The sequence below is a fragment of the Streptomyces sp. ALB3 genome (assembly GCF_044385685.1).
GTDB lineage: Bacteria > Actinomycetota > Actinomycetes > Streptomycetales > Streptomycetaceae > Streptomyces.
Genome location: NZ_JBISCE010000035.1, coordinates 42,520 through 65,419, shown reverse-complemented (window position 1 = coordinate 65,419; position 22,900 = coordinate 42,520). Strand labels below are relative to the sequence as shown.

Sequence of the window (22,900 nt, the reverse complement as noted above, 5' to 3'; positions counted from 1 at the left end):
GCGGTCGAACACCGCGGGCCAACTGCGGCAGTAGCTGCGTACTTCCGACTCAAGGCTCTCGAAGACACTCAGGGCGGGCGGGGTGATGGTCACAGCTGATCTCCTGCTCGAGGGGGGTGTGACGGGCGGCGGGTCAGGCATGCCCAAGGAAGCCGCGCCCGGGCGGGGCGCGGAGAAGTGCTGGGGGCCCTAGAAGGGGCCGATGCGGTAGAGGACCTCCGGCAGGTGCGGCCCGTCGGGGAACAGGTCCCCGTCGAAGAGCACCTCGCGCTCCAACGGCACGTCGTGCCGCTGCGCGAAGGAGGTGAACAGCCGGTCGGAGGCGGTGTTGTCCGGGGTGATGGTCGTCTCGACCGATGCCAGCCCCTGGTCGGAGGCGACACGGGTCGTCAGCGCGTCCAGCAGCGTGGCAGCCAGTCCCTTGCCGCGGTGGGCCTGGTCGACGGCCACCTGCCAGACGACGAGCGTCTCGGGGCGGTCGGGGCGGATGTATCCCGTCACGAAGGCGATCGGGTCGCCGTTCTCGTCGCGGGCGACCACGGAGGTCGCCGCGAAGTCACGGCACCACAGCAGGTAGCTGTACGAGGAGTTGAGGTCCAGAACCTCGGAGTCGCGGGCTATACGCCAGATCGCGGCTCCGTCCTCCACTCGCGGGGTGTCGATACTGAGGAATTCGCTTCGGGCACGTGCAAAATCTGCTGGTGCGGCGGTCATGCGAATTGAATTTACCCAGCAAAAATCAAAATTGCATCGCCGCAAGGGGTTGGGTGAACGAGCCGGATGTGTTATCACGCGGGCGCGGACCAGGCTCAAAGCAAGGAAGATTTCCGCCAACTTGTCCGGAATTTAACAGTCAAAACGGACTTGATGTGGGGTCGGTCACATGGTTGTAACTCTCGTGACACGTGCTCGGATTGTGCGACCCCGGCCACCTGGAACTGCTGTGTTTAGGCTCGGAGAACGGGGGAAGAAGAATGCGGGGAGCTGCTCCCGATAAAGCAGCTCCCCATTCTCGTCGAATAAATGGCGGTGAGGATGGGGCCGCGATTAATTCAGTTGCCCGGCCAGGTTTCCGCGACGGCTTCGCGGGCAGTATCGACATCGGCCTCCCGGCCCGCCCCGGCCAGCGCGGCGCCCAGGGCGGCCAGCGAGGACAGCACCGCCTCGCGCGTGGCGTCCGGACCGTAGTGGTTGACCCGGATCATCTCTCCGGCCAGCGCCCCGCCCCCCGCGATCAGCGGCAGCGACGGGTCGGCCGCCAGGGCGTGCGCGACCAGTTCCGAGGCGTCGACACCGGCCGGGGTGCGCAGCGTCGTGGCGACGGGCGCGGCGTCACGGGCGTCGTGGACGTACGGCTCCAGTCCGCCCCCCAGGGCTGTGGCGCCCGCCCGGGCCGCCGCGGCCGCCGACGCGTGCCGCGCCATGACGGTGTCCAGGCCGTCCGCCTCGATCCGCTCCAGGCACGCGTCGAGGGCCAGCATCTCCAGCTGGGCCGGAGCGTGCGGCAGCGCCTTCCGGCCGCCGTCGATCCAGCGGGCCTTCCAGTCGAGCAGCGAGAGGTACGACTGGCGCGGGGCCTTCGGGTTGGCGGACATCCGCTCCCACGCCCGCGCGCTCACCGAGACGGCGGACACCCCCGCGGGGCCGCCCATGGCCTTCTGCGCGCCGATGACGCACAGGTCCACTCCCCACTCGTCCACCAGCAGGGGCTCCGCCCCCACGGACGCCACGGCGTCCACCATGAACAGCGCGCCGTGCGCCCGGACGACCTCGCCGATCTCCGCGACCGGGTTGGTGTTGCCGGTCGCCGCCTCGGCGTGCACGAGCGAGACGAAGTCGATCTCCGGGTGCTCGGTCAGCGCCTGCCGGACCTGCTCCGCGGTGACGGCGGAGTGGAAGGGGACCGCGAGGTCGACGACCTCGGCACCGCAGTCGCGCAGCCAGTTGCCGAAGGTCTGGCCGTACGGCCCGGTGACGATGTTCAGGGCGGTCGAACCGGGCCGGGCGCCGCCCCGGATGCAGCCTTCGAGGGGCAGGAGCGCCTCGCCCTGCATGATGACGACGTCCTGCTCGGTGGACAGCAGGCCGGCCACCCGCCGCTCGATCGCTGCGAAACGCGCGGCGGTGAGCGGGGCGAGGTCGAGGAACGGGTGTGTCACGGTGGAGCTCTCTTCGGGTCGGCCGGTGCGCGGTCAGCGCCTGCGTCGAGGGTACCCAGCACCTCACGGACCCCTGGGGCCCCTGTGCCGACCGCCTCGTACAGTGCTGCCCATGAGTGATCACGAGGTGGCGCCGGTGCTGCGGATCCGGGGGCGGGTGCTCGTCGGACCGGACGAGGTGAGGGACGGACTCTGGGCGGTCGACGGGCGGATCACCTACGAGAGGCCCCCGGGCGCCGACGACGCCGTGACGCTCACCGGATGGGTACTGCCCGGGCTGGTCGACGCCCACTGCCATGTCGGCCTCGGCCACGACGGGCCCGTCGACGCCGCGACCAGCGAGGAGCAGGCGCTCGCCGACCGGGAGGCCGGCACGCTGCTCATCCGGGACGCCGGATCCCCCTCCGACACCCGGTGGACGGACGAACGCGAGGACCTGCCGAAGATCATCAGGGCGGGACGGCACATCGCCAGGACCCGTCGCTACATCCGCAACTTCGCCCATGAGATCGAGCCCGGCGACCTCGTCGCCTACGTCGCCAGGGAGGCGCGGCGCGGTGACGGCTGGGTGAAGCTGGTGGGCGACTGGATCGACCGGGACGCCGGCGACCTGACCGCCTGCTGGCCGCGCGGCGAGGTCGAGGCCGCGATCAAGGAGGCGCACCGGCTCGGTGCCCGGGTCACCGCCCACTGCTTCGCCGAGGACGCGCTACGGGATCTGGCGGAGGCCGGGATCGACTGCGTCGAGCATGCGACGGGGCTCACCGAGGACACCGTTCCGCTCTTCGCCGAGCGGGGTGTGGCCATCGTCCCGACCCTGGTCAACATCGCCACCTTCCCCGGCCTCGCGGCGGCCGGCGAGGCGAAGTTCCCCCGCTGGTCCGCGCACATGCGGCAGCTCCACGCCAACCGGTACGACACCGTCCGTGCCGCGTACGACGCGGGCATCCCGGTCTTCACCGGCACGGACGCGGGCGGGTCGCTGGCCCATGGGCTGATCGCGGCGGAGGTCGCCGAACTGGTGAAGGCGGGGATCCCGGCCCTCGACGCCCTGTCCGCGACGGCCTGGGGCGCGCGGCGCTGGCTCGGCAGGCCGGCCCTGGAGGAGGGGGCCCCGGCGGACCTGGTGGTGTACGACGAGGACCCGAGGGCGGACGTACGGGTGCTGGCCTCCCCACGGAGGGTGGTGCTCAACGGACGGGTGACGGGCTGACCGCCGTCGACCCCGGCGTGGGCGTCGTGCTGACCGGCGTGACCCAGGGCGCCGCCCCTCGTGGCTGACCGCCGCACCGCGAGCGGTGCCCCGCCACACGGGACACCGCTCCGCGCGTCCGGAGAACCGTCAGCCGACGGCTCTCCGGGGCAGCCCCTGCAGAGCCAGGTCGAGCGCCTGCAGAAATCTGTTCGTCGTCACACGGTCGCGCACGGCGAGCCGCAGCCACTCGCTGCCCAGCCCGGGGAAGGTGTCCCCGCGCCGCGCCGCGAATCCGCGCGAGCGCAGCAGCTCCCGCACCTCGTCCGCCCGCTGCAGCCGCAGCAGCACGAACGGCCCGGCAGCCGGTTCCACCACCTGCACCTCGCTGAACTCCGCCAGACCGGCCAGCAGATGGGCCCGGTCCACCGTGAACCGGTCCGCCGCGTCCGCGGCCTCGACCAGCGCGCGCGGCTCCATGCACGCCTCCGCCGCCGCCAGCGCCGGGGAGGACACCGGCCACAGGGGCTGCGCCTCCTTCAACAGGCCGACCGTGGCCGGATCGGCCAGTACGTAACCGATCCGCAGGCCGGCGAGGCCCCAGGTCTTGGTAAGGCTGCGCAACACGACGAGCCCGGGGACGTCCTGGCGATCGCACAGCGCCTCGCGTTCTCCCGGGACGGCGTCCATGAACGCCTCGTCGACGACCAGCGTCCGCCCCGGCCGCGCCAGCCGCTCCAGTACGCCCGCCGGATGGAGCACGGACGTCGGGTTGGTCGGGTTGCCGACCACCACCAGGTCCGCGTCCTCGGGTACCGCCGCGGGATCCAGCCGGAAGCCGTCCTCCGGGCGCAGCACCACCCGTCCCACCTCGTGGCCCGCCGCGCGCAGGGCGGCCTCGGGTTCGGTGAACTGCGGATGCACGACGACCGGCCGCCGGGCGGGCAGCGCCCGGGCTATCAGCACGAACGCCTCGGCCGCGCCCGCCGTGAGCAGGACCCTCTCGTCGGGCAGCCCGTGCCGTCCGGCGACCGCCGCCCGCGCCGGCCCCCCGTCGGGATAGGCGGCCAGCGAGCCCAGCGACGCGGCTATCCGCCGGCGCAGCCAGTCAGGGGGCGTGTCGGTCCTAACGTTGACGGCGAGGTCGATCAGATCCAGGCCGCGTACTTCCGCGTCGCCGTGGTGCCGCAGATCGGGCCCGGCGCTCTCGCTGTGCTTCGTGGGGGGCAGCATGGCAGCCATGGTGAACGGCTCGGCGCCATTCGTCGATGCCGAGGTGTCCCCGGGCTTTCCCCGGCGGGCCACCGCGCAGGTCGCCGACGCCGATTTCCGCTTGGGGACCAGCAGTTCACCGGCGTTCACGAGCGCGGCGGCCTCCGCGACCGACCCGGTGGCCACAGCCCTGCGGGGCGCCTCGGCGGGGTTGGGTACAGGGACACCGGCCAGTGCTCCGGCCGTGTACGACCGCACGGGCACTCCGAGGCGCGCCGCGGCAGCGACGATCCCCGGCTCGTCCGCCCTGGTGTCGAGCGTCGCCAGCTCGGCCACGTCACCGGCCGCCGGCCCGGCCTCGTCGAGCGTCCTTCGGATCAGCGCGAGCAGTTCCTCGGGAGGGACGCCGCGACGGGCACCGACACCGACGACCAGTGCGGCTCGGGTCATGGGGGGAGGTCCTTTCGGGGACACGGATGAGACGGAGGGATGCGCGGGCAGGGGCGGCCCGGGGTGCGGGAGGAGGGGTCAGTCCGCTAGCAAGGGCCCATGGCGGTATTCGTCGCGCTCGGCGCGTTCCTGATGACCCTGGCGGGCGGCTGGGTCGCGCAGCGGGTCAGCGACCGCCGGCACCTCGTGCTCGGCTTCGCCGGCGGACTGATGCTGGGTGTCGTCGGCCTCGACCTGCTGCCCGAGGCGGTGGAGGCCGCGGGCGGCGTGGTCTTCGGCGTCCCCGCGGCGCTGCTGCTCTTCGTGGGCGGCTTCCTGACGGCCCATCTCGTCGAGCGTTCGCTGGCCGTACGCCAGGCGGCACACGGGGCGGGCGAGGAACGGGTGCCGCAGGTCGGGATGACGGCGGCGGCCGCGATGGTCGGCCACAGCCTGATGGACGGCATCGCACTCGGCGCCGCGTTCCAGATCGGCGGCGGGATGGGAGCGGCCGTCGCGCTCGCCGTCATCACCCACGACTTCGCCGACGGCTTCAACACGTACACGATCGCCAGCCTCTACGGGAACGCCCGCCGCAAGGCGCTCCTGATGCTGTACGCGGACGCCCTGGCCCCGATCGTGGGCGCGGCGACCACCCTGCTGTTCACCCTTCCGGAGGAACTGCTCGGCTGCTATCTCGGTTTCTTCGGCGGAGCGCTGCTGTATCTCGCCGCGGCCGAGATCCTTCCCGAGGCGCACCACGACCATCCGGCCCGCTCCACGCTGCTGTGCACGGTCACGGGGGTGGGCTTCATCTGGCTGGTGGTCGGTATCGCGGAGTGACGTCACCCCCGCCTCCCGTACGGCACGGCAAAGCGGTCTCACCCCCGGCACTGCTCCACGAAGCGTCTGGCCACCCCGGGTTCCGCCGCCCAGTGGGTGTGCAGATAGCTCGCGTGCACGCCCCGCTGCACGAAGCCCTCCACCCGCCGCTCCGGCTGGTGCAGCCCCCAGGCGGGCGTCGCACCGGCACCCGGTTCCAGCACCGTCCGGTGGAACTCGTGGCCGCGCAGCCGCGTCCCGGCCACGGCCAGCACGCTGTCGGACACCGCCACCGCCTGCCGGTAGCCGAGCGTCAGCCGCTCGGACATCCGGGCCGAGGCGTCGAGTACCCCGCACATCGGCCGGCCGTCCAGCTCACGGGCCAGATAGAGCAGCCCCGCGCACTCCGCCGCCACCGGGGCGCCGGACCGGGCCAGGTCCGTGACCGCCCGGCGCAGCGGCTCGTTCGCCGAGAGCTCCGGTGCGTACACCTCGGGAAAGCCGCCGCCGATGACCAGCCCCGCCGTGCCCGCCGGCAGCTTCTCGTCGCGCAGGGGATCGAAGACGACCACCTCCGCGCCCGCCGCCGTCAGCAGCTCGGCGTGCTCCGCGTAGGCGAAGGTGAACGCCGCGCCACCCGCCACGGCCACCACGGGCCGGGCCCCCGGCGAGGGGTACGCCTGCGGCGCCCACGTCTCACCGGACAGGCCGGGTGCCGAGCGGGCCAGCGCCAGCAGGGCGTCGAGATCGCAGCCCTCCCGCACACGGTCACCCATCGCCCGTACGGCTTCGACGGCGTCGGTCTGCCGCTCGGCCACGGGGACCAGGCCCAGATGACGCGACGGGGTGGCGACCTGCGGCGCCCGCCGCAGCACCCCGAGCACCGGGAGGCCGGACTCGTCGAGCGCCTCCCTGAGCAGGGACTCATGGCGGTCGGACGCCACCTTGTTCAGGATCACCCCGCCGATCCGCACCTCCGGGTCCCAGGAGGCGAAACCGTGCACGAGGGCGGCGACCGAACGTGACTGCGAGGAGGCGTCGACGACCAGCACGACGGGCGCCCGCAGCAGCTTGGAGACCTGGGCGGTCGAGGCGAGTTCGCCCTGCCCCGAGGCGCCGTCGTACAGCCCCATCACCCCCTCGACGACCGCCAGGTCGCAGCCGCTCGCACCGTGTGTGAACAGCGGGGCGATCAGACCGGGCCCGCACATGTACGCGTCGAGGTTGCGCCCCGGCCGGCCGGTGGCCAGCGCGTGGTAGCCCGGATCGATGTAGTCGGGCCCCACCTTGTGCGGGGACACCGCGAGGCCCCGCCCCGCGAACGCCGCCATCAGGCCGGTGGCGACCGTGGTCTTGCCACTGCCCGAGGCGGGTGCGGCGACGACCAGACGAGGAACACTCACCACTCGATGCCTCTCTGGCCCTTCTGGCCGGCGTCCATCGGGTGCTTGACCTTCGACATGTCGGTCACCAGGTCGGCGGCCTCGATCAGCTTCTGCGGCGCGTTCCGCCCCGTGATCACCACGTGCTGCGTGCCCGGACGGTCACGCATCACCTCGACGACCTCGTCGGTGTCGATCCAGCCCCAGTGCATCGGGTAGGCGAACTCGTCGAGCACGTACAGCTTGTACGTCTCGGCGGCCAGGTCGCGCTTGACCTGCTCCCACCCCTCGCGGGCCTTCTCCTCGTTGTCGGAGTTGTCACCGTGGATGCCGCGCTGGACCCACGACCACCCCTCGCCCATCTTGTGCCAGGCGACGGTGCCGCCCTCGCCGCTCGCCCCCAGCACCTTCAGCGCGTTCTCCTCGCCGACCTTCCACTTCGCCGACTTCACGAACTGGAACACCCCGATCGGCCAGCCCTGGTTCCAGGCCCGCAGCGCCAGCCCGAAGGCCGCCGTCGACTTGCCCTTGCCGATGCCCGTGTGGACGAACAGCAGCGGGCGGTTGCGCCGCTGGCGTGTCGTCAGTCCGTCGTCCGGTACCGATACCGGCTGTCCCTGTGGCATCAAGCGGCCCTTCCCGTAGCGGTGATGTCCTTGACCAGCCCGGCGATCGAGTCGGCGCGCAGCTCGTCGAGCGTGACCGCGCTGCCCCCCAGATCCCGTGCGAGCTGTGCGGCGAGGCCGAGGCGTACGTACCCCGACTCGCAGTCGACGACGACGGACGCGGTGCCCTCGGCGGCGTGCAGCCGACCGGCCCGTGCCGCCAGCGCCACCGGGTCGACGCCCCCGGTGGCCCGCCCGTCCGTGACCACGACGAGCAGTGCCCGCCGCGAGGGATCGCGCAGGCGCTCCACCCGCAGCACGTCGTGCGCCCTGAGCAGCCCGGCGGCCAGCGGGGTGCGCCCGCCGGTGGGCAGCGTCTCCAGGCGCGCGGCCGCCGCGTCCACCGACGAGGTGGGCGGCAGCACGACCTCGGCGTCCTTGCCCCGGAAGGTGACCAGGCCGACCTTGTCCCTCCGCTGATAGGCGTCCAGCAGCAGCGACATCACCGCCCCCTTCACGGCACTCATCCGCTGCCGGGCCGCCATCGACCCCGAGGCGTCCACGACGAACAGCACGAGGTTGCCCTCGCGCCCCTCCCGAGTCGCCTGCCGCAGATCGTCACGCCGTACGACGAGGCCGCGCCCCGACCGCCCGCGTGCCCGCTGGTGCGGCGCCGCCGCCTGGACGGTCGCCGCCAGGTGCAGCTTCGTCAGCGCTCCCTCGGGCCGCCGTGACCCGGTGGTCCGGCCGTGCTCGGTACGGGCCCGGGACCGGCGGCCGGCCGCGCCCTCGCCCAGGCCGGGGACGCTGAGCATCTTCGTGCGGAACGGCTCGCCCGCCCGTACGGGCTGCCGCTCCCCGCCACCGCCGCCCGGCGCGTCACCCGTCCCGGTGTCCTCCCGGCCAGGTGCGCCGGCCCCGCCGTCGTCGGGCCCGCCCGTGTCCGTGCCGCCGTCGTCGGGCCCACCCGTGTCCGTGCCGCCGCCGTCGGGCCCGCCGCCCTGCGGAGGGACCCCGCCGCCGGGCCCGTCGGGGTCCGGATCGTCGTCGCCCCCGCCCTGGTCCTCCGCCGCGTCCCGCAGGGCCTCGTCCAGCTTGTCCTCGTCCAGACCGGGCGCGTCGAACGGATTGCGCCTGCGCCGGTGGGGGAGTGCCAGGAGCGCGGCCTGCCGCACGTCGTCGGCGACGACCTCCTCGCGGCCCGCCCACGCGGCCAGCGCCGTCGCGGTGCGGGCCATGACGATGTCGGCACGCATCCCGTCGACCTCGAACGCCGCGCAGGTCGCCGCGATCTGCCGCAGCACCCCGTCGCCCAGCACCACGCGGGGGAGCAGGGCGCGCGCGGCGGTGATCCGCTCGCGCAGCGCGGCCTCCTCGCCGGCCCACCGCGCGGCGAAGGCGGCCGGGTCGTCGTCGTAGGCGAGCCTGCGCCGCACGACCTCCACACGCAGGTCCGTCTCACGGGAGGCCGCGACCTCGACGGTGAGCCCGAAACGGTCCAGCAACTGCGGCCGGAGCTCGCCCTCCTCCGGGTTCATCGTCCCGACCAGCAGGAACCGGGCCGCGTGACGGACCGAGACGCCTTCACGCTCGACGTACGAGGCGCCCATGGCGGCCGCGTCCAGCAGCAGGTCCACCAGATGGTCGTGGAGGAGGTTGACCTCGTCGACGTACAGGATCCCCCGGTGGGCGTCGGCGAGGAGCCCCGGCTCGAAGGCCTTCACACCCTCCGAGAGGGCCCGTTCGATGTCGAGGGCCCCGACGAGCCGGTCCTCCGACGCGCCGACCGGCAGCTCCACGGTCCGCGCCGGACGCGACACGCCCGTCCCCGCCTCGTGGGGCCCGTCGGGACACGCCGGATCAGGGGCTCCCGGGTCGCACGAGAAGCGGCACCCCGCCACGACGGACACCTCGGGCATGAGCGCGGCCAGCGCCCGCACGGCGGTGGACTTGGCGGTGCCCTTCTCGCCCCGGACCAGGACTCCGCCGACGGCGGGACTGACGGCGTTGAGCAGGAGCCCGAGCCGCAGATCGTCCTGTCCCACGATGGCGGTGAAGGGATACGGCGTACTCACGGAGCCTCCTCTGTTGCGATGACGTCTGTACGGTCAGGTCCCGCCCCGGCGAGCGCGCCCGGCGCCCGAGGGCCCTCGGGCGCCGCGGGGGCGGGTGCGGGGGCCCGCACCCGGCCGGGCACGGGTGGCGCCCCAGGAGCGAGGAACGGCAGCCCCTGCGGCGCGCCGTCCTCGATCAGCCGCCACAGCGCGTCCGTGTCCGCGTGCTCCTCGATCAGATCCCCGAGCCGGTCGAGTTGTTCCTCCCGCAAGGCCCCGAAGCTGGTGCCGGGCGCCGCGGTGAACCGCCGCCCCGCGGCCCGCGCCACCTCACCGAGGAACGCGCGGCGGAACGCGTCGCTCTCCAGCGACCCGTGCCAGTGCGTCCCCCAGACGGAACCCACCCGGCACCCGTCCAGGAACGGCTCGCCGCCGCGCACCTCGGCGACCCCGTGATGGATCTCGTATCCCTCCACGGGCTCCCCGAGGGCCGTCCCGACCGGCCGCGCCAGGACCTTCTCCCGGCCGAAGCGGACCCGTACCGGCAGCAGGCCGAGCCCCTCGACCAGACCGGCCCGCGACTCGACGTCGTCCTCGACGCGTTCTCCCAGCACCTGGAACCCGCCGCAGATACCCAGCACCGGCCGCCCCTCGGCGGCCCTGCGCGCCAGTTCGTCGGCCAGCCCGCGCTCCCGCAGCCAGGCCAGTGCCTTCACGGTGCCCCGCGTCCCGGGCACGATCACGAGGTCCGCGTCGGCGAGCTCCTCCGCCCGGTCCACGAACCGCACCACCACGCCCGGCTCGGCCGCCAGCGCGTCGACGTCGGTGAAGTTCGACATCAGCGGTACGGCGCACACCGCGACCCGCAGTACGTCCTCGCCGTGCGGCGGCGCCACGACCGACTCCCGCACGGCGCCCCGCATCGACACCCGCAGCCCGTCCTCCTCGTCGATGCCCAGCCCGTGGGCGTAGGGCAGCACCCCGTACGTCCGCCGCCCCGTGAGGCCGAGCAGCATGTCGAGGCCGGGCTCCAGGAGCGACACGTCACCCCGGAACTTGTTGACGAGGTAGCCCGCGACCAGCGACTGGTCCTCGGGGCTGAGCAGCGCCGTCGTACCGAAGAACGAGGCGAACACACCGCCCCGGTCGATGTCGCCGACCACCAGCACGGGAAAGCGCGCCGCCCGGGCGATGCCCATGTTCACGATGTCCGTACGCCGCAGGTTGATCTCCGCCGGGCTCCCCGCCCCCTCGCAGATCACGGCGTCGTACGTGGCCCGCAACTGCTCCAGACAGTCCGTGACCGTCCCCAGCAGAGCCTCCTGCCGCCCCCCGTGGTAGCCGCGCGCACTCATCTCGCCGACCGGCTTCCCCATCAGGACGACCTGGCTCGACCGGTCGCCTCCGGGCTTGAGGAGCACCGGGTTCATCAGCGCCGACGGCTCCACCCGGGCGGCCTGCGCCTGCATCGCCTGGGCGCGGCCGATCTCCGCGCCCTCCCGGGTGACGAAGGAGTTCAGCGACATGTTCTGCGCCTTGAACGGCGCGACCTTCACCCCCCGGCGCACCAGCCACCGGCAGATCCCCGCGGTGACGACGCTCTTGCCCGCGTCCGACGTGGTTCCCGCGACCAGCAGCCCGCCGCTCATCCGACTCTCCGTCCCATGGCCAGCCGTCCCGCCGCACACACGGCGAGGGCCAGCACACTCACACGGCGCGACAGCCGCACCGCGCGTTCGATGTCCGTGACCCGCACGTCCCGGCCGGCCTCCCCGTTGAGCACCGGCCGGTGCTCGACCCGTCCGCCGTAGGCGAGGGTGCCGCCGAGACGCACGCCGAGCGCCCCCGCGAACGAGGCCTCCACCGGACCCGCGTTGGGGCTGGGATGCCTGCCCGCGTCGGCCCGCCAGGCCCGGACGGCCGCACGCGGGCGCCCCCCGGCGGCCACGGCGAGCACGGCGGTGAGCCGGGCCCCGGGCCAGCCGGCGACGTCGTCGAGCCGGGCCGAAGCCCAGCCGTAGCGCCGGTAGCGGGGCGACTTGTGCCCGACCATGGCGTCGAGCGTGTTGACGGCGCGGAAACCGACGAGTCCGGGCACACCGCCGAGCGCCCCCCACACCAGGGCCCCCACCACGGCGTCGGAGGTGTTCTCGGCGACGGACTCCACCACCGCGCGGGCGATCTGCCGCTCGTCCAGCGCCTGCGGGTCACGGCCGCACAGATGCGGCAGCCGCTCCCGGGCGAGCCCGACGTCCCCGGCGGCCAGGGCGTCACCGATGGCACGGGCCTCGCGGCCCAGCGACGTGCCCCCGACGACGGCCCAGGTGGCGGCGGCCGTCAGTGCCACGGAGGCGGCGGGACGGTCGCGTACGGCACGGGCGGCCAGCGCGGCGGCGCCCGTCGCGCCACCGGCGCAGACGAGCGTGTGCAGGGCGCCCCAGCCGCGGTGATCGCGCCACAGCCGGTTCTCGGCGCCCGCCGCCGCACGCCCGAAGGCCGCGACGGGGTGGCCCCGCCGGGGATCACCGAGCAGCAGGTCGCCGATGAGACCGGCGGCGGCGCCGTACGCGAAGATGCGGTCGGCTCGCACGGCTCAGCCGGCCGTCGCGCCTCGGCGGGCCTTCGCGGAAGAAGGTGGTACGACGACCGACAGGGGGCAGCCAGACATGGCGTTATGTCCTCACTCAGGGTCCGCGCCCTGGTTCGACGTGACGGCGACGAGAGTCTCCTGGCTCCCCGGATCCGCAGTTCCTCCGGCCTTCCAGTCCGCGGCGGCGGACCGTGACTTCCGTATGGAGGCTGCTCCCCGGTGACAGTGGCGGGACCGCGCCGGATTCGCACCGGCTTCCTCTCCTGTCGCCGTAATGGCTCCGGCAGTCCACCATGCCCCGCGAACGCCCGTCAACCTGCCGTTGACCTGCGAGGCTCAGTGTGCCCGGACGCACACCGGGCCGGACACGAGGTGTGTCCGGCCCGGTGTGCGTGTCCCGCGCGGGGTCAGGCGACGATCAGGTAGATCCCGTACGCGACCGCCGCCGCGCACAGCCCGAAGCAGAGGTACGCGCCACTGCGCACCAGGGCGCTCGAGCCGCCCCCCTGCGCCGTCGGCACCTGCCGGGCCAGGCCCGTGATGCCGAGGGTGAAGAGGCCGACCAGTGCGACGGTGACCACGAGGCTGACGCCGAAGACGGAGGCGAGGGCTGCCCAGTCGATGTTCATACGGATCTGTCCTTACACCGTGGCCGGGTCGGCCGGGGTTCCGGCCGTCGGAGCCGGGGCCGGGATGGTGGTCTTGAGTTCCGGTGCGACGGTACCGGCGGGCGGCGGGCTGACCGCCGAGATGGCGGTCGTGACGACGCCGGCGGGCTCGGTGTCCGCGTTCACGTTGGTGTGGTCGACCGGCTTGCGGCGCGACAGCAGCCAGATGGCGGCGGATCCCGCGACGAGGATCACGGCGACCACCCCGACGCCCCAGGGGCCCTGCTTGGTCAGGAACTCCGAGCCCGCACCGATCAGACCGGCGGCGGGAAGGGTCAGGCCCCACGCGACGAACATCCGGGTGGCGGTGGACCAGCGGACCGTGCCGCCCTTGCGTCCGAGACCCGCGCCCATGACGGCGCCCGAGCACGACTGCGTGGTGGAGAGGGAGAAGCCGAGGTGCGAGGAGGCCAGGATGACCGTGGCCGCACTCGTCTGGGCGGCGAAGCCCTGCGGCGGGCGGAGGTCGGTGAGACCGCTGCCCATGGTGCGGATGATGCGCCAGCCGCCGAGGTAGGTGCCCAGCGCGATGGCGATACCGGCGGACGCGATGACCCAGACCGGCGGGTTCGAGCCGGGGACCAGGACGCCGCCGGTGACCAGGGCCAGGGTGATGATGCCCATGGTCTTCTGCGCGTCGTTGGTGCCGTGGGCGAGCGACACGAGACCGGCCGAGGCGATCTGGCCCGCGCGGTACCCCTTGGCGGTCGACTTCAGCTGCGCCTCGTCGGTGATCTTCCGGTTGAGGCGGTACGTCAGCTTCGTGGCCAGCAGCGCGGCGACACCGGCGACGAGAGGCGCGGCGATCGCGGGCAGCAGGACCTTGGTGACGACGGTGCCGCCGTCGATCGAGGACCACCCCGCCGACATGACCGCGGCGCCGATGAGGCCGCCGAAGAGTGCGTGGGAGGAACTGGAGGGCAGGCCGACCAGCCAGGTCAGCAGGTTCCACAGGATCGCGCCGACGAGCGCGGCGAAGATGACCTCGGTTCTGAGGCCCTCCTCGTTGATGATCCCGCCGGAGATGGTCTTGGCCACCTCCACCGACAGGAACGCGCCGACGAGGTTGAGAACGGCGGACATGGCCACCGCGGTCTTGGGCTTGAGAGCGCCGGTCGAGATGGTGGTGGCCATCGCGTTGGCGGTGTCGTGGAAACCGTTCGTGAAATCGAACACGAGAGCTGTCACGATCACGATCGCGAGCAGCAGCGTGATGTGTTCCATTTACCCAGGCAATCGTTCGACGTCATTGGCACGTGGAACGTAGGCAACCAGGGTGAACGGAAGGTGAACTGGGCAGGGCGGCATGGTGACCCCAACCGCGTACGCTCGTTCCGCTTGTGTGCGTGCCGGGTGCGTCGGACGCGTCAGGACCGGTGGGGGGACCGGCCTCCGCCCTGGGCGCCTCCCCGCCTCCGCCCGCTGCGGGCCGGTCCACCTCCTGCCCGATGTGTCCCTCCAAAGAGACAACAGTCACGTGACCCTAGGATCCCCGCATGAGCGATGCGGGCGAGGACGAGATCGAACAGGCGTGGAACGGTGTCGTGGCCACGGCCCGGCGGACGGCGGCGGAGGGGCTGGTCGTCGGCACCTCGGGCAACGTGTCGGCCCGGGTCGGCGAGATCGTCCTGGTCACGCCCAGTGGAGTGCCCTACGACCGGCTCGGCCCCGGGGACGCGGTCGGGGTCGACCTCGAAGGACGCCAGGTCCTGGGCGACCTCGTCCCGACCAGCGAGCTCCCGCTCCACCTGGCCGTCTACCGCGCCACCGACGCCGCCGCCGTCGTGCACACCCACGCCGTGCACGCGACGGCCGTCTCCACGCTCGTCCCCGAGGTGCCGCTCGTCCACTACGCCGCCGCCATGCTCGGCGGCCCCGTGCGCACCGCCGCCTACGCGCGCTACGGGACGCGGGAACTCGCCGGCAACATGCTGGCCGCCCTCCGCGACCGCACCGGCTGCCTGCTGCGGAACCACGGCACGGTCACCTACGGGAACACCCTCGACGAGGCCTACGACCGCACCGCCCAGCTGGAATGGATGTGCCGGCTCTGGCTCACCGCGAGCTCCGTGCCCGGCCGCCGGCCCTCGCTCCTCACCCCGGCCCAGCTGCGCGAGGTCCAGGACGCGCTGAAGGGCTACGGCCAGCCGGGCTGAGCCCGGCTCCGCACCGGACGGCCGTTGCCCACTGGCCGTCCGCGCGGACGGCCAGGACACTGGAGCCGTGCGCCCGGCAACAGCGGCGGCAGTGGCCGCCTCCTCGATCCTCGGCGCCGGCGCGGCAGCGGTCGCCGCCGGCCGCTACGCCAGCGACGCCGCCCTCGGGGCGTCCTCCCCCCGGCCCTTCCCGGCCGACCGCCGCCTCACCGTCCACGCCGTCACCCCCGGGCACGTCACCCTGACCCGCTCCTTCACCGCGCTGCGCCCCGGCACGTACGGGCTGGCCGGGCGCGGGGTCCACGCGGTGGCCGGCCCGGTGCTCGAACAGCGGCCCGGCCGGCCCGCGGCCTCCGCCGACACCGTCGTCCGCCGGCTGGAAGGCGTGACCCTCGGCAGCCTGAAACGGGGCGTCAAGGTCCGCCTCACCCCGGAACTCCACCGTGGCGACCCGCTCGCGGCACTCGGCCTCCCGTACAAGGAGGTCGAGGTCCCCGGTGAGCTGGGCGCCCTGCCCGCCTGGTTCGTCCCCGGTGCCCGCGACACCTGGGTGATCACCGTGCACGGGCTCGGCACCACCAGGAACCACCCCATGAACGTGATGGGATTCCTCCACTCCCAGCAACTCCCCGTGCTCGACCTCGCCTACCGCGGTGACGCGGGCGCTCCCCGGTCCCCGGACGGGCTCACCCACCTCGGCGAGTCCGAATGGCGCGACCTCGACGCGGCCATCCGCCACGCCCTGCGCTACGGCGCGGAGGACGTCATCCTCCACGGCTGGTCCTCCGGTGCCTCGATGGCCCTGCACGCGGCCGTCAACTCCGCCCTCCGCGACCGCATCCGCGGCCTCGTCCTCGACTCCCCGGTCATGGACTGGAAGGTCACCCTGCGGGCTCTCGCCTCGGCCCGGGGCGTCCCCTCCGCATTGCTGCCCCTCGCCGTGCGGGCGGCCCAGGGCCAGACCGGGCTGCACGGAGCTCCGCTGCTGCGCACCTCGGTGCCGACGGCGCTGCGCGCGCCCACTCTCATCTTCCACGGACCCGACGACGCCCTGGCTCCCTGGCAGCCGTCCCGGGAACTCGCCGAACGCCGCCCCGACCTGGTGAGCCTGCACGCCGTCCCGCAGGCTCCGCACGGGGCGATGTGGAACGCCGACCCGTCCGGCTACGAAGAGGCACTCCGGCGCTTCCTCACGCCCCTGATGTGAGCTGATGGGGCGGAACCGCCCGGTTGGTGCCCGCCCCGGAAGCCCTCCGGACCCCGGTGAGACAGCTTCCGTTTGGGCTTTCGGCCCGTCAGAGGCAAGACTGCTCCCCGTGACGTCCCGTACCCCGCGCGACTCCAGGCTGCGACTTGTCCGCCCACGACCCCAGGCGACCGCCCGCAAGGCCGTGACGACCCGGCGCACCAGGCCGGCCCCCCGCCCACCCGAGGGCACACCACCCCCGGCGGAACTGGCGCGGCAGGCCAGGGCCGTACTGGCCGATGCCGTGCGGATCGCGCACTGGGCCGCAGGCGGCACGAGTCCGGGTTCCGCCCCGCTCGCCGCCCAGGTCCGGGAGCGGGCCGCCGCCGCGCTCGGACTGTCCCCGGCCCAGGTGCGTGCCGGCTGGGACCGGGCCAGGCTGGCCGGGCTCATCGAACTGCACGGCGACACCGCACGTCCCGGCTGGCGGCTGCGCGCCTGGGACCGCGACGACTCCGCCGTCCTCCGCGGCTGGGTGGCGCTCTTCGACGCATGGTCCCTCGTCCACGCCTCACCCGAGGGCATCGAGGCCACCGCGGTGGCCGAGGCCGTCGAGGCGGTGCCCCAGGTGCTCTCCCTCCTCCAGCTCTCGGCGGGGCCGGTCACCGTGCCCGCCCTCCTCGACCTGCTCGGACAGCGCGTCGCGGAACTGCACGAGGAGCGGTGCGAGGTGCCGTACGGGCCGCAGGAACAACCGGTCCCCGCCGGAGGCCGGCCGGCCGAGCTGAACGCGCTGCTGCTCGACTGGGCTCTGGAGGGTCTCGCCTCCGTCGGCGCCCTCACGCTGGGCGAGGGCCACGCCACCCTCACCCCGCTGGGCAACTGGGCGGTCTGGGTCAAGCTGGAACAGATCTGCGTCGCCGCCCAGAGCCCGGCCGGCAACATCGAGCAGCCCGCGGCCGACATGCTGCTCGGCTGCGCGCGGCTCACCCCCGGCCCGGCCCGCGCCGAGTACCGGGCCTGGCTCGCCGCCCGGACCGTCGGCAGCGCCGTGGCCGAGCTGCTGGCCGTCGCCCGTGGCGAGGACGCCCTGTTGCGGGGTCTCGCCTTCGAGGCGCTCCGCGTGGTCGGCGCCCCGGCGGAGCCCGTCGTCCGCTCCGTCGTCACCGAGGCGCCGCTGCGCCCGTACGCGCTGCTCTGGCTCGCCGAGTACGAGGGGACCGACCCGGACGACGCCCAGGACGTCCTCAGCCGCGAGGAAGCCACCTGGCTCTGGGTCGACACCGCCGCGGCCGTGGCCGACCACGGTGAGACGGGTCTGCTGGTCCGCCACCTCGACTCGGCGGTCCAGGGCACGGTCCCCGCGCTCCTGGACGAGGTGCGGGCCGTCGGACACCCGCGGACCGTGCAGGTGCTGGTCGCCCTGGCCGCCGCCCACCCGGACCCGGCCCTCGCCAAGGCCGTGCGCCGCGCCGCCTTCCAGGTGCACAACGGCGGGGTGTGACCGGGCGGTCCCGCGCAGCCCCGGGGTGGTCAGTCGGCGGACCCCGGGGCGTACGTCCCGAAGCTCCAGACGTTGCCCTCCGGGTCCCGCGCCATGTAGTCGCGTGAGCCGTAGTCCTGGTCCGTGGGCGGCATCAGGATCTCCACCCCGTGCTCCACGGCCCGGGCGTGGTGCCCGTCCACGTCGTCCACCACCACGTAGACCCCGGCGGGCCCGGCGCCGGCCATCGCCTTGGCGAAGACGCCGCCACGTCCCCGGGAACCGAGCATGACCCGGCCGTTGCCGCACGACAGTTCGGCATGGAGCACGCTGCCCTTCTCCCCCTCGTACACCGCCTCCTCGGTGAACCCGAGGGCCTGCGTCAGCACCCTGATCGCCGCCCTGGCGTCGTCGTACAGAATCGTCGGGTAGATCGTGGGAACGCCGTCCGTGCCCGCCATCACGCTCACCTCTCCCAGTCACACGCACCGTTCGGGTGTGATCTGTGTCTCAGTCTTCCACCGGATGCCGACGGCGTCAGCGGAGGGCGGGGTGCGGCCCGGGTCACCGGCGCGCGCCCACGGCGCGGATCACCGCCTGCGCCCTGCGGGCCCGGCCGCGCCGGCCGACGGGGCCGCTCAGGCCGACGGGGAACGTCGCGGGGGTCCGGGGAGGCGCCGACGGAGACGGGGCCGTCACCCTCCGCGCCCGCTGATCCACCGCGCGTGCGCCGGCCCGTGCCGGTCCTCGTCCTCTTCGCCGGGGTGTGCCCGGCTGTGCGGCGCGCCACAGGGGCGCGGTCGCGGGGCCGCAGCATGAGGAGAACCAGGTGGACACCGCCAGTAGACTGAGTCCCATGGCAATTCTCCTTGTGCATTAGACGGCGTCGAGTCGTGAGCCCGCTGTCCCTCCGCCGTCCATACCGCCCTGGAGTTTTTCCGTGATCACCGCCTCCGGCATCGAGCTGCGCGCCGGCGCCCGCATCCTCATCGAGTCCGCCTCGTTCCGTATCGCCAAGGGCGACCGCATCGGCCTGGTCGGCCGCAACGGTGCGGGCAAGACCACGCTCACCAAGTGCCTGGCGGGTGAGGGGACCCCGGCCGGCGGCACCATCACCAACAGCGGCGAGGTCGGCTACCTCCCGCAGGACCCGCGCACCGGCGACCTCGACGTCCTGGCCCGCGACCGCATCCTCTCCGCCCGCGGACTCGACGAGATCCTGCGCAAGATGCGGGAGAACGAGGAGCGGATGGCGAACGGCAAGGGCGCCACCCGTGAGAAGGCGATGAAGCGGTACGAGCGCCTGGAGACGGAGTTCCTCACCAAGGGCGGATACGCCGCCGAGGCGGAGGCGGCCACCATCGCCGCCGCCCTCAGCCTGCCCGACCGTGTGCTCGGCCAGCCCCTGCACACCCTCTCCGGCGGTCAGCGCCGTCGTGTCGAGCTGGCGCGCATCCTGTTCTCGGACGCCGACACCCTGCTCCTCGACGAGCCCACCAACCACCTCGACGCGGACTCGATCGTCTGGCTGCGTGACTACCTCAAGACGTACCGAGGCGGCTTCATCGTGATCTCCCACGACGTCGAGCTCGTCGAGACCGTGGTCAACAAGGTGTTCTACCTCGACGCCAACCGTGCGCAGATCGACATCTACAACATGGGCTGGAAGCTCTACCAGCAGCAGCGCGAGGCCGACGAGAAGCGCCGCAAGCGCGAGCGCCAGAACGCCGAGAAGAAGGCCGCGTCCCTGAACTCCCAGGCCGACAAGATGCGCGCCAAGGCCACCAAGACCGTCGCCGCCCAGAACATGGCCAAGCGCGCCGAACGCCTGCTCTCGGGGCTGGAGGCCGTGCGGGTCTCCGACAAGGTGGCGAAGCTGCGCTTCCCCGAGCCGTCCCCGTGCGGCAAGACCCCCCTGATGGCCGAGGGCCTCTCCAAGTCCTACGGGTCGCTGGAGATCTTCACCGACGTGGACCTCGCCATCGACAAGGGCTCGCGCGTCGTCATCCTCGGCCTCAACGGCGCGGGCAAGACCACGCTGCTGCGACTCCTCGGCGGGGCGGAGAAGCCCGACACCGGGCAGATCATCGAAGGACACGGCCTCAAGCTCGGCTACTACGCGCAGGAGCACGAGACCCTGGACCCGGAGCGCACCGTCCTGGAGAACATGCGCTCCGCGGCTCCCGACCTCGATCTCGTCGAGGTGCGCAAGACCCTCGGTTCCTTCCTCTTCTCCGGCGACGACGTGGACAAGCCCGCCGGAGTGCTCTCAGGCGGTGAGAAGACCCGGCTCGCCCTGGCGACGCTCGTCGTCTCCTCGGCCAACGTGCTGCTGCTCGACGAGCCGACGAACAACCTCGACCCGGCCAGCCGCGAGGAGATCCTCGGGGCCCTGCGCACGTACAAGGGCGCCGTCGTCCTCGTCACCCACGACGAGGGCGCGGTCGAGGCGCTCCAGCCGGAGCGGATCATCCTGCTGCCCGACGGGGTCGAGGACCTCTGGGGCGCTGACTACCGGGACCTGGTCGCCCTCGCCTGACCCGGGCGAGGCCCCTCCTGCCGTCGCGGAGGCCCGGATCACGGGCCGCCGGGCCGGAGCCGGGCCCGGTGATCCCCCGCGTATGGATCATTCGGCCCATCGGTGATCCATCATCTGGATGAGCGCGTCTCATACCCCGGCGCGGCGCCCGGCAGATAGCTGCCGGGCGCACTCATTTCCGGCCATCCATCCCGTAAGGCCCTGACCTGGCCGTTCTTCCGACGGTTCGCTCCTCGGAGCGCCGGGACCTGCTGGAACACCTGATTCCATTTGCGCTGGACCCCTTGAGGGCGGGGAATCCCGTCGTACGGACCTTGCCGAATGGGTGGCCAGGAAGCCCTGGAGGGGTGATCATGAGAGTCCAGAGCGCACTTCCTTGAGGAGGCACGGGTGGCCGAGACTCTGAAGAAGGGCAGCCGGGTGACCGGCGCCGCGCGCGACAAGCTCGCGGCAGACCTGAAGAAGAAGTACGACTCCGGTGCGAGCATCCGGGCGCTGGCCGAGGAAACCGGCCGCTCCTACGGATTCGTCCACCGGATGCTCAGCGAGTCCGGAGTCACGCTGCGGGGACGCGGCGGAGCGACTCGCGGCAAGAAGGCCGCTTCGGCCTGACGGCGGGCAGCGGTCAGGGGCCGGCCCGGCCGGCTCCGGAGCTCACCGGAACACCGGGTGGCCACCCGGCCGATCGTCAGGTCGTCCGGGTGGTTACTGTTCAGTTACTTGCCAGTAAGTGCTGACTGCACCCGATCCGGAGGCGCTCCATGACCTCGCTCGACTCTGTGCTCGACAAGGACGGCGTACGGCTCACCGTCGAAGACGCGGTTGCCACGGTGACGCTCACCAACCCGGCCAAGCGCAACGCTCAGTCTCCCGCTCTGTGGCGGGCGTTGGCAGAGGCCGGACGGGCGCTCCCCGGCAGCGTGCGGGTCGTCGTGCTGCGCGGCGAGGGCAAGTCCTTCTCCGCGGGCCTCGACCGGCAGGCTTTCGCACCCGGGGGATTCGACGGCGAGCCGTCCTTCCTCGACCTGGCGCGCGGCTCGGAGGAGCAGCTCGACGCGACCATCGCCGAGTACCAGGAGGCCTTCACCTGGTGGCGCCGCAACGACATCGTGTCGATCGCCGCTGTCCAGGGACACGCGATCGGCGCCGGCTTCCAGCTCGCACTCGCCTGTGATCTGCGGATCGTCGCCGAGGACGTGCAGTTCGCCATGCGTGAGACCAGCCTCGGTCTCGTCCCCGACCTCACGGGCACCCACCCCCTGGTCAACCTGGTGGGATACGCCCGCGCGCTCGAGATCTGCGCCACCGGGCGCTTCGTGCACGCCGAGGAGGCCGAGCGCACCGGTCTCGCCAACCTGGTGGTCCCCGCCGACCAGCTCGACGCGGCAGGGAGCGACCTCGCCGCGGCGCTGCTCGCCGCCCCGCGCGACGCGGTCGTCGAGACGAAGGCGCTGCTGAGCGGCGCGCTCTCGCGGACGTACGAGGAGCAGCGCACCGCGGAGCGGGCCGCCCAGGGCCGCCGCCTGCGCGACCTCGCCGGACTCGCCGACTGAACGCACGCGGCCCCGGCGGCCTCGCCCGCCGGACGCACGCGACCCCGGCACGCACTGCCCCCGCCGCCCGGCGGGGGCGCTGTCAGTCCTGGTCCACCACGGCCGTGACCAGCACGGCGACGGTCGGGCGGCCTTCCACCGCCTGTGTCACCGCTCCGCGCACCGCCTGCGCCACATCGAGCGCCCGGTGTCCGCCGGCCGTCGCGAGTTCCACCCGGACGTGACCCTCCGAGTGCTGTACGGCGCTGCCCAGCGTCCGTGTCAGCGACACGACGCCCGGAACACCCGCCGCCGCCGACGCCGCGGTGCCGTCCGGCTCCGCCGCCCGCACGTCGGCCGGCGGCTCCGTCACCGGCTGCGGCTCCTCGTCCAGCAGGCCGGTCACCCTGAGGTCCACCTCGTCGACCACCAGGCCCAGCCGCTGGGCCGCCGCCGCCAGCAGAGCCGCGCGCAACGCGTCCGCGGTGGCCGTCAGCGGCCGCCGCGCCGTCGCGGAGAAGCCGGCCTCGATCCGCAAGGGGCCCGGCGGCAGGGCGCTGGGAGGTCCGGGTACCACCGGGTCCGGGGCGTGTGCCTCGTCCGCGGGGGCGATCCTGAGCGTGCCCAGGACCGCCCCCGATCCTGCTGCGGCGCCCCGCAGCACCGTCGTCGCCGCCCGTTCCGCGATCCAGGAACCATCCGCCGGGCCGCCCAGAGGGAGCAGTCTGCCCAAGCCGAGCCGTTGGCGTACCGCAGCGGCCCATCCGTCGGCCCCGTGCGGGCTGTCAGCCGTAGTCATTGCTCCACCCTGCCGTATCCACGGCGCGGGACCGGGCAAGCGCACTTACTGTGGGCGACGGAAGTTCAACCCGCCCCGAAGGGAAGAGCGGC

Annotated in this window: 20 protein-coding genes and 1 riboswitch; of the genes, 8 read left to right on the top strand and 12 right to left on the bottom strand. The window is 73.3% G+C overall.

Going from position 1 to position 22,900, the window contains the following annotated elements:
- Nucleotides 1-189 precede the first annotated feature (189 nt).
- Nucleotides 190-714, bottom strand: a complete 525-nt coding sequence (ectA, locus tag ACHFIV_RS22040; RefSeq protein WP_398971698.1) for a diaminobutyrate acetyltransferase — start codon at nt 712-714, stop codon at nt 190-192.
- 338 nt (nt 715-1,052) lie between these two features.
- Complete coding sequence (locus ACHFIV_RS22035) at nt 1,053-2,159, bottom strand: pyridoxal-phosphate-dependent aminotransferase family protein (RefSeq protein WP_398971695.1); 1,107 nt, start codon at nt 2,157-2,159, stop codon at nt 1,053-1,055.
- A 112-nt stretch (nt 2,160-2,271) separates the two neighbouring features.
- Here ACHFIV_RS22035 and ACHFIV_RS22030 point away from each other — a divergent pair, with 112 nt between their 5' ends.
- On the top strand, nt 2,272-3,372 hold the full coding sequence (locus tag ACHFIV_RS22030; RefSeq protein ID WP_398971692.1) for an amidohydrolase family protein: 1,101 nt from the start codon (nt 2,272-2,274) through the stop codon (nt 3,370-3,372).
- Between the two features lie 129 nt (nt 3,373-3,501).
- Here ACHFIV_RS22030 and cobC read toward each other — a convergent pair whose 3' ends face one another.
- Complete coding sequence (gene cobC, locus ACHFIV_RS22025; protein ID WP_398971689.1) at nt 3,502-5,013, bottom strand: Rv2231c family pyridoxal phosphate-dependent protein CobC; 1,512 nt, start codon at nt 5,011-5,013, stop codon at nt 3,502-3,504.
- A 99-nt stretch (nt 5,014-5,112) separates the two neighbouring features.
- On the opposite strand from cobC, the gene ACHFIV_RS22020 reads away from it, so the two are divergent.
- Nucleotides 5,113-5,835: a ZIP family metal transporter gene (locus ACHFIV_RS22020; protein WP_398971687.1), complete on the top strand. Its 723-nt coding sequence runs from the start codon at nt 5,113-5,115 to the stop codon at nt 5,833-5,835.
- Nucleotides 5,836-5,873: 38 nt separating this feature from the next.
- Here ACHFIV_RS22020 and ACHFIV_RS22015 read toward each other — a convergent pair whose 3' ends face one another.
- The 7 genes from ACHFIV_RS22015 to ACHFIV_RS21985 form a co-directional block, all read right to left on the bottom strand.
- Nucleotides 5,874-7,220, bottom strand: coding sequence for a cobyrinate a,c-diamide synthase (locus ACHFIV_RS22015; RefSeq protein WP_398971685.1), 1,347 nt, complete (start codon nt 7,218-7,220; stop codon nt 5,874-5,876).
- Entirely contained in the window at nt 7,214-7,822 is a 609-nt protein-coding gene (gene cobO / locus ACHFIV_RS22010) for a cob(I)yrinic acid a,c-diamide adenosyltransferase (protein ID WP_398971683.1), read from the bottom strand. Before cobO ends, ACHFIV_RS22015 begins: the two co-directional genes overlap by 7 nt.
- Nucleotides 7,822-9,876 carry a putative cobaltochelatase gene (locus tag ACHFIV_RS22005; RefSeq protein ID WP_398971681.1) on the bottom strand — a complete coding sequence of 685 codons (2,055 nt, stop codon included), beginning with the start codon at nt 9,874-9,876 and terminating at the stop codon, nt 7,822-7,824. Before ACHFIV_RS22005 ends, cobO begins: the two co-directional genes overlap by 1 nt.
- Nucleotides 9,873-11,504, bottom strand: coding sequence for a cobyric acid synthase (locus tag ACHFIV_RS22000; protein ID WP_398971679.1), 1,632 nt, complete (start codon nt 11,502-11,504; stop codon nt 9,873-9,875). The genes ACHFIV_RS22005 and ACHFIV_RS22000 overlap by 4 nt, the downstream gene beginning before the upstream one ends.
- On the bottom strand, nt 11,501-12,445 hold the full coding sequence (locus ACHFIV_RS21995; protein WP_398971676.1) for a cobalamin biosynthesis protein: 945 nt from the start codon (nt 12,443-12,445) through the stop codon (nt 11,501-11,503). Before ACHFIV_RS21995 ends, ACHFIV_RS22000 begins: the two co-directional genes overlap by 4 nt.
- 131 nt (nt 12,446-12,576) lie before the next feature.
- A riboswitch (cobalamin riboswitch) is annotated at nt 12,577-12,706 on the bottom strand.
- 146 nt (nt 12,707-12,852) lie between these two features.
- Nucleotides 12,853-13,074 carry a hypothetical protein gene (locus ACHFIV_RS21990; RefSeq protein ID WP_398971673.1) on the bottom strand — a complete coding sequence of 74 codons (222 nt, stop codon included), beginning with the start codon at nt 13,072-13,074 and terminating at the stop codon, nt 12,853-12,855.
- A 12-nt stretch (nt 13,075-13,086) separates the two neighbouring features.
- Nucleotides 13,087-14,337, bottom strand: a complete 1,251-nt coding sequence (locus ACHFIV_RS21985; protein WP_398971670.1) for an anion permease — start codon at nt 14,335-14,337, stop codon at nt 13,087-13,089.
- A 272-nt stretch (nt 14,338-14,609) separates the two neighbouring features.
- Here ACHFIV_RS21985 and ACHFIV_RS21980 point away from each other — a divergent pair, with 272 nt between their 5' ends.
- From ACHFIV_RS21980 to ACHFIV_RS21970, 3 genes are all read left to right on the top strand, one after another.
- The gene (locus ACHFIV_RS21980) at nt 14,610-15,269 is read left to right on the top strand and encodes a class II aldolase/adducin family protein (RefSeq protein ID WP_398971667.1); all 660 of its coding nucleotides are present in this window, start codon (nt 14,610-14,612) and stop codon (nt 15,267-15,269) included.
- Nucleotides 15,270-15,336: 67 nt separating this feature from the next.
- Entirely contained in the window at nt 15,337-16,476 is a 1,140-nt protein-coding gene (locus ACHFIV_RS21975) for an alpha/beta hydrolase (protein ID WP_398971663.1), read from the top strand.
- 184 nt (nt 16,477-16,660) lie between these two features.
- Entirely contained in the window at nt 16,661-17,959 is a 1,299-nt protein-coding gene (locus ACHFIV_RS21970) for a hypothetical protein (protein ID WP_398971701.1), read from the top strand.
- Between the two features lie 29 nt (nt 17,960-17,988).
- On the opposite strand, the gene ACHFIV_RS21965 is transcribed toward ACHFIV_RS21970, so the two are convergent.
- Nucleotides 17,989-18,399 (bottom strand): VOC family protein, encoded by a 411-nt coding sequence (locus ACHFIV_RS21965; RefSeq protein ID WP_398971660.1) that lies wholly within the window; start codon nt 18,397-18,399, stop codon nt 17,989-17,991.
- 479 nt (nt 18,400-18,878) lie between these two features.
- Between ACHFIV_RS21965 and ACHFIV_RS21960 the strand changes: the two genes are divergently transcribed.
- The 3 genes from ACHFIV_RS21960 to ACHFIV_RS21950 all read left to right on the top strand — a co-directional run bounded on the left by ACHFIV_RS21960 (nt 18,879) and on the right by ACHFIV_RS21950 (nt 22,030).
- Entirely contained in the window at nt 18,879-20,477 is a 1,599-nt protein-coding gene (locus ACHFIV_RS21960; RefSeq protein WP_104790058.1) for an ABC-F family ATP-binding cassette domain-containing protein, read from the top strand.
- Nucleotides 20,478-20,867: 390 nt separating this feature from the next.
- On the top strand, nt 20,868-21,089 hold the full coding sequence (locus ACHFIV_RS21955; RefSeq protein WP_006123601.1) for a helix-turn-helix domain-containing protein: 222 nt from the start codon (nt 20,868-20,870) through the stop codon (nt 21,087-21,089).
- Between the two features lie 149 nt (nt 21,090-21,238).
- Nucleotides 21,239-22,030, top strand: coding sequence for an enoyl-CoA hydratase/isomerase family protein (locus ACHFIV_RS21950; RefSeq protein WP_398971658.1), 792 nt, complete (start codon nt 21,239-21,241; stop codon nt 22,028-22,030).
- Nucleotides 22,031-22,112: 82 nt separating this feature from the next.
- Here ACHFIV_RS21950 and ACHFIV_RS21945 read toward each other — a convergent pair whose 3' ends face one another.
- The gene (locus ACHFIV_RS21945) at nt 22,113-22,808 is read right to left on the bottom strand and encodes a hypothetical protein (protein WP_398971655.1); all 696 of its coding nucleotides are present in this window, start codon (nt 22,806-22,808) and stop codon (nt 22,113-22,115) included.
- Nucleotides 22,809-22,900 lie beyond the last annotated feature (92 nt).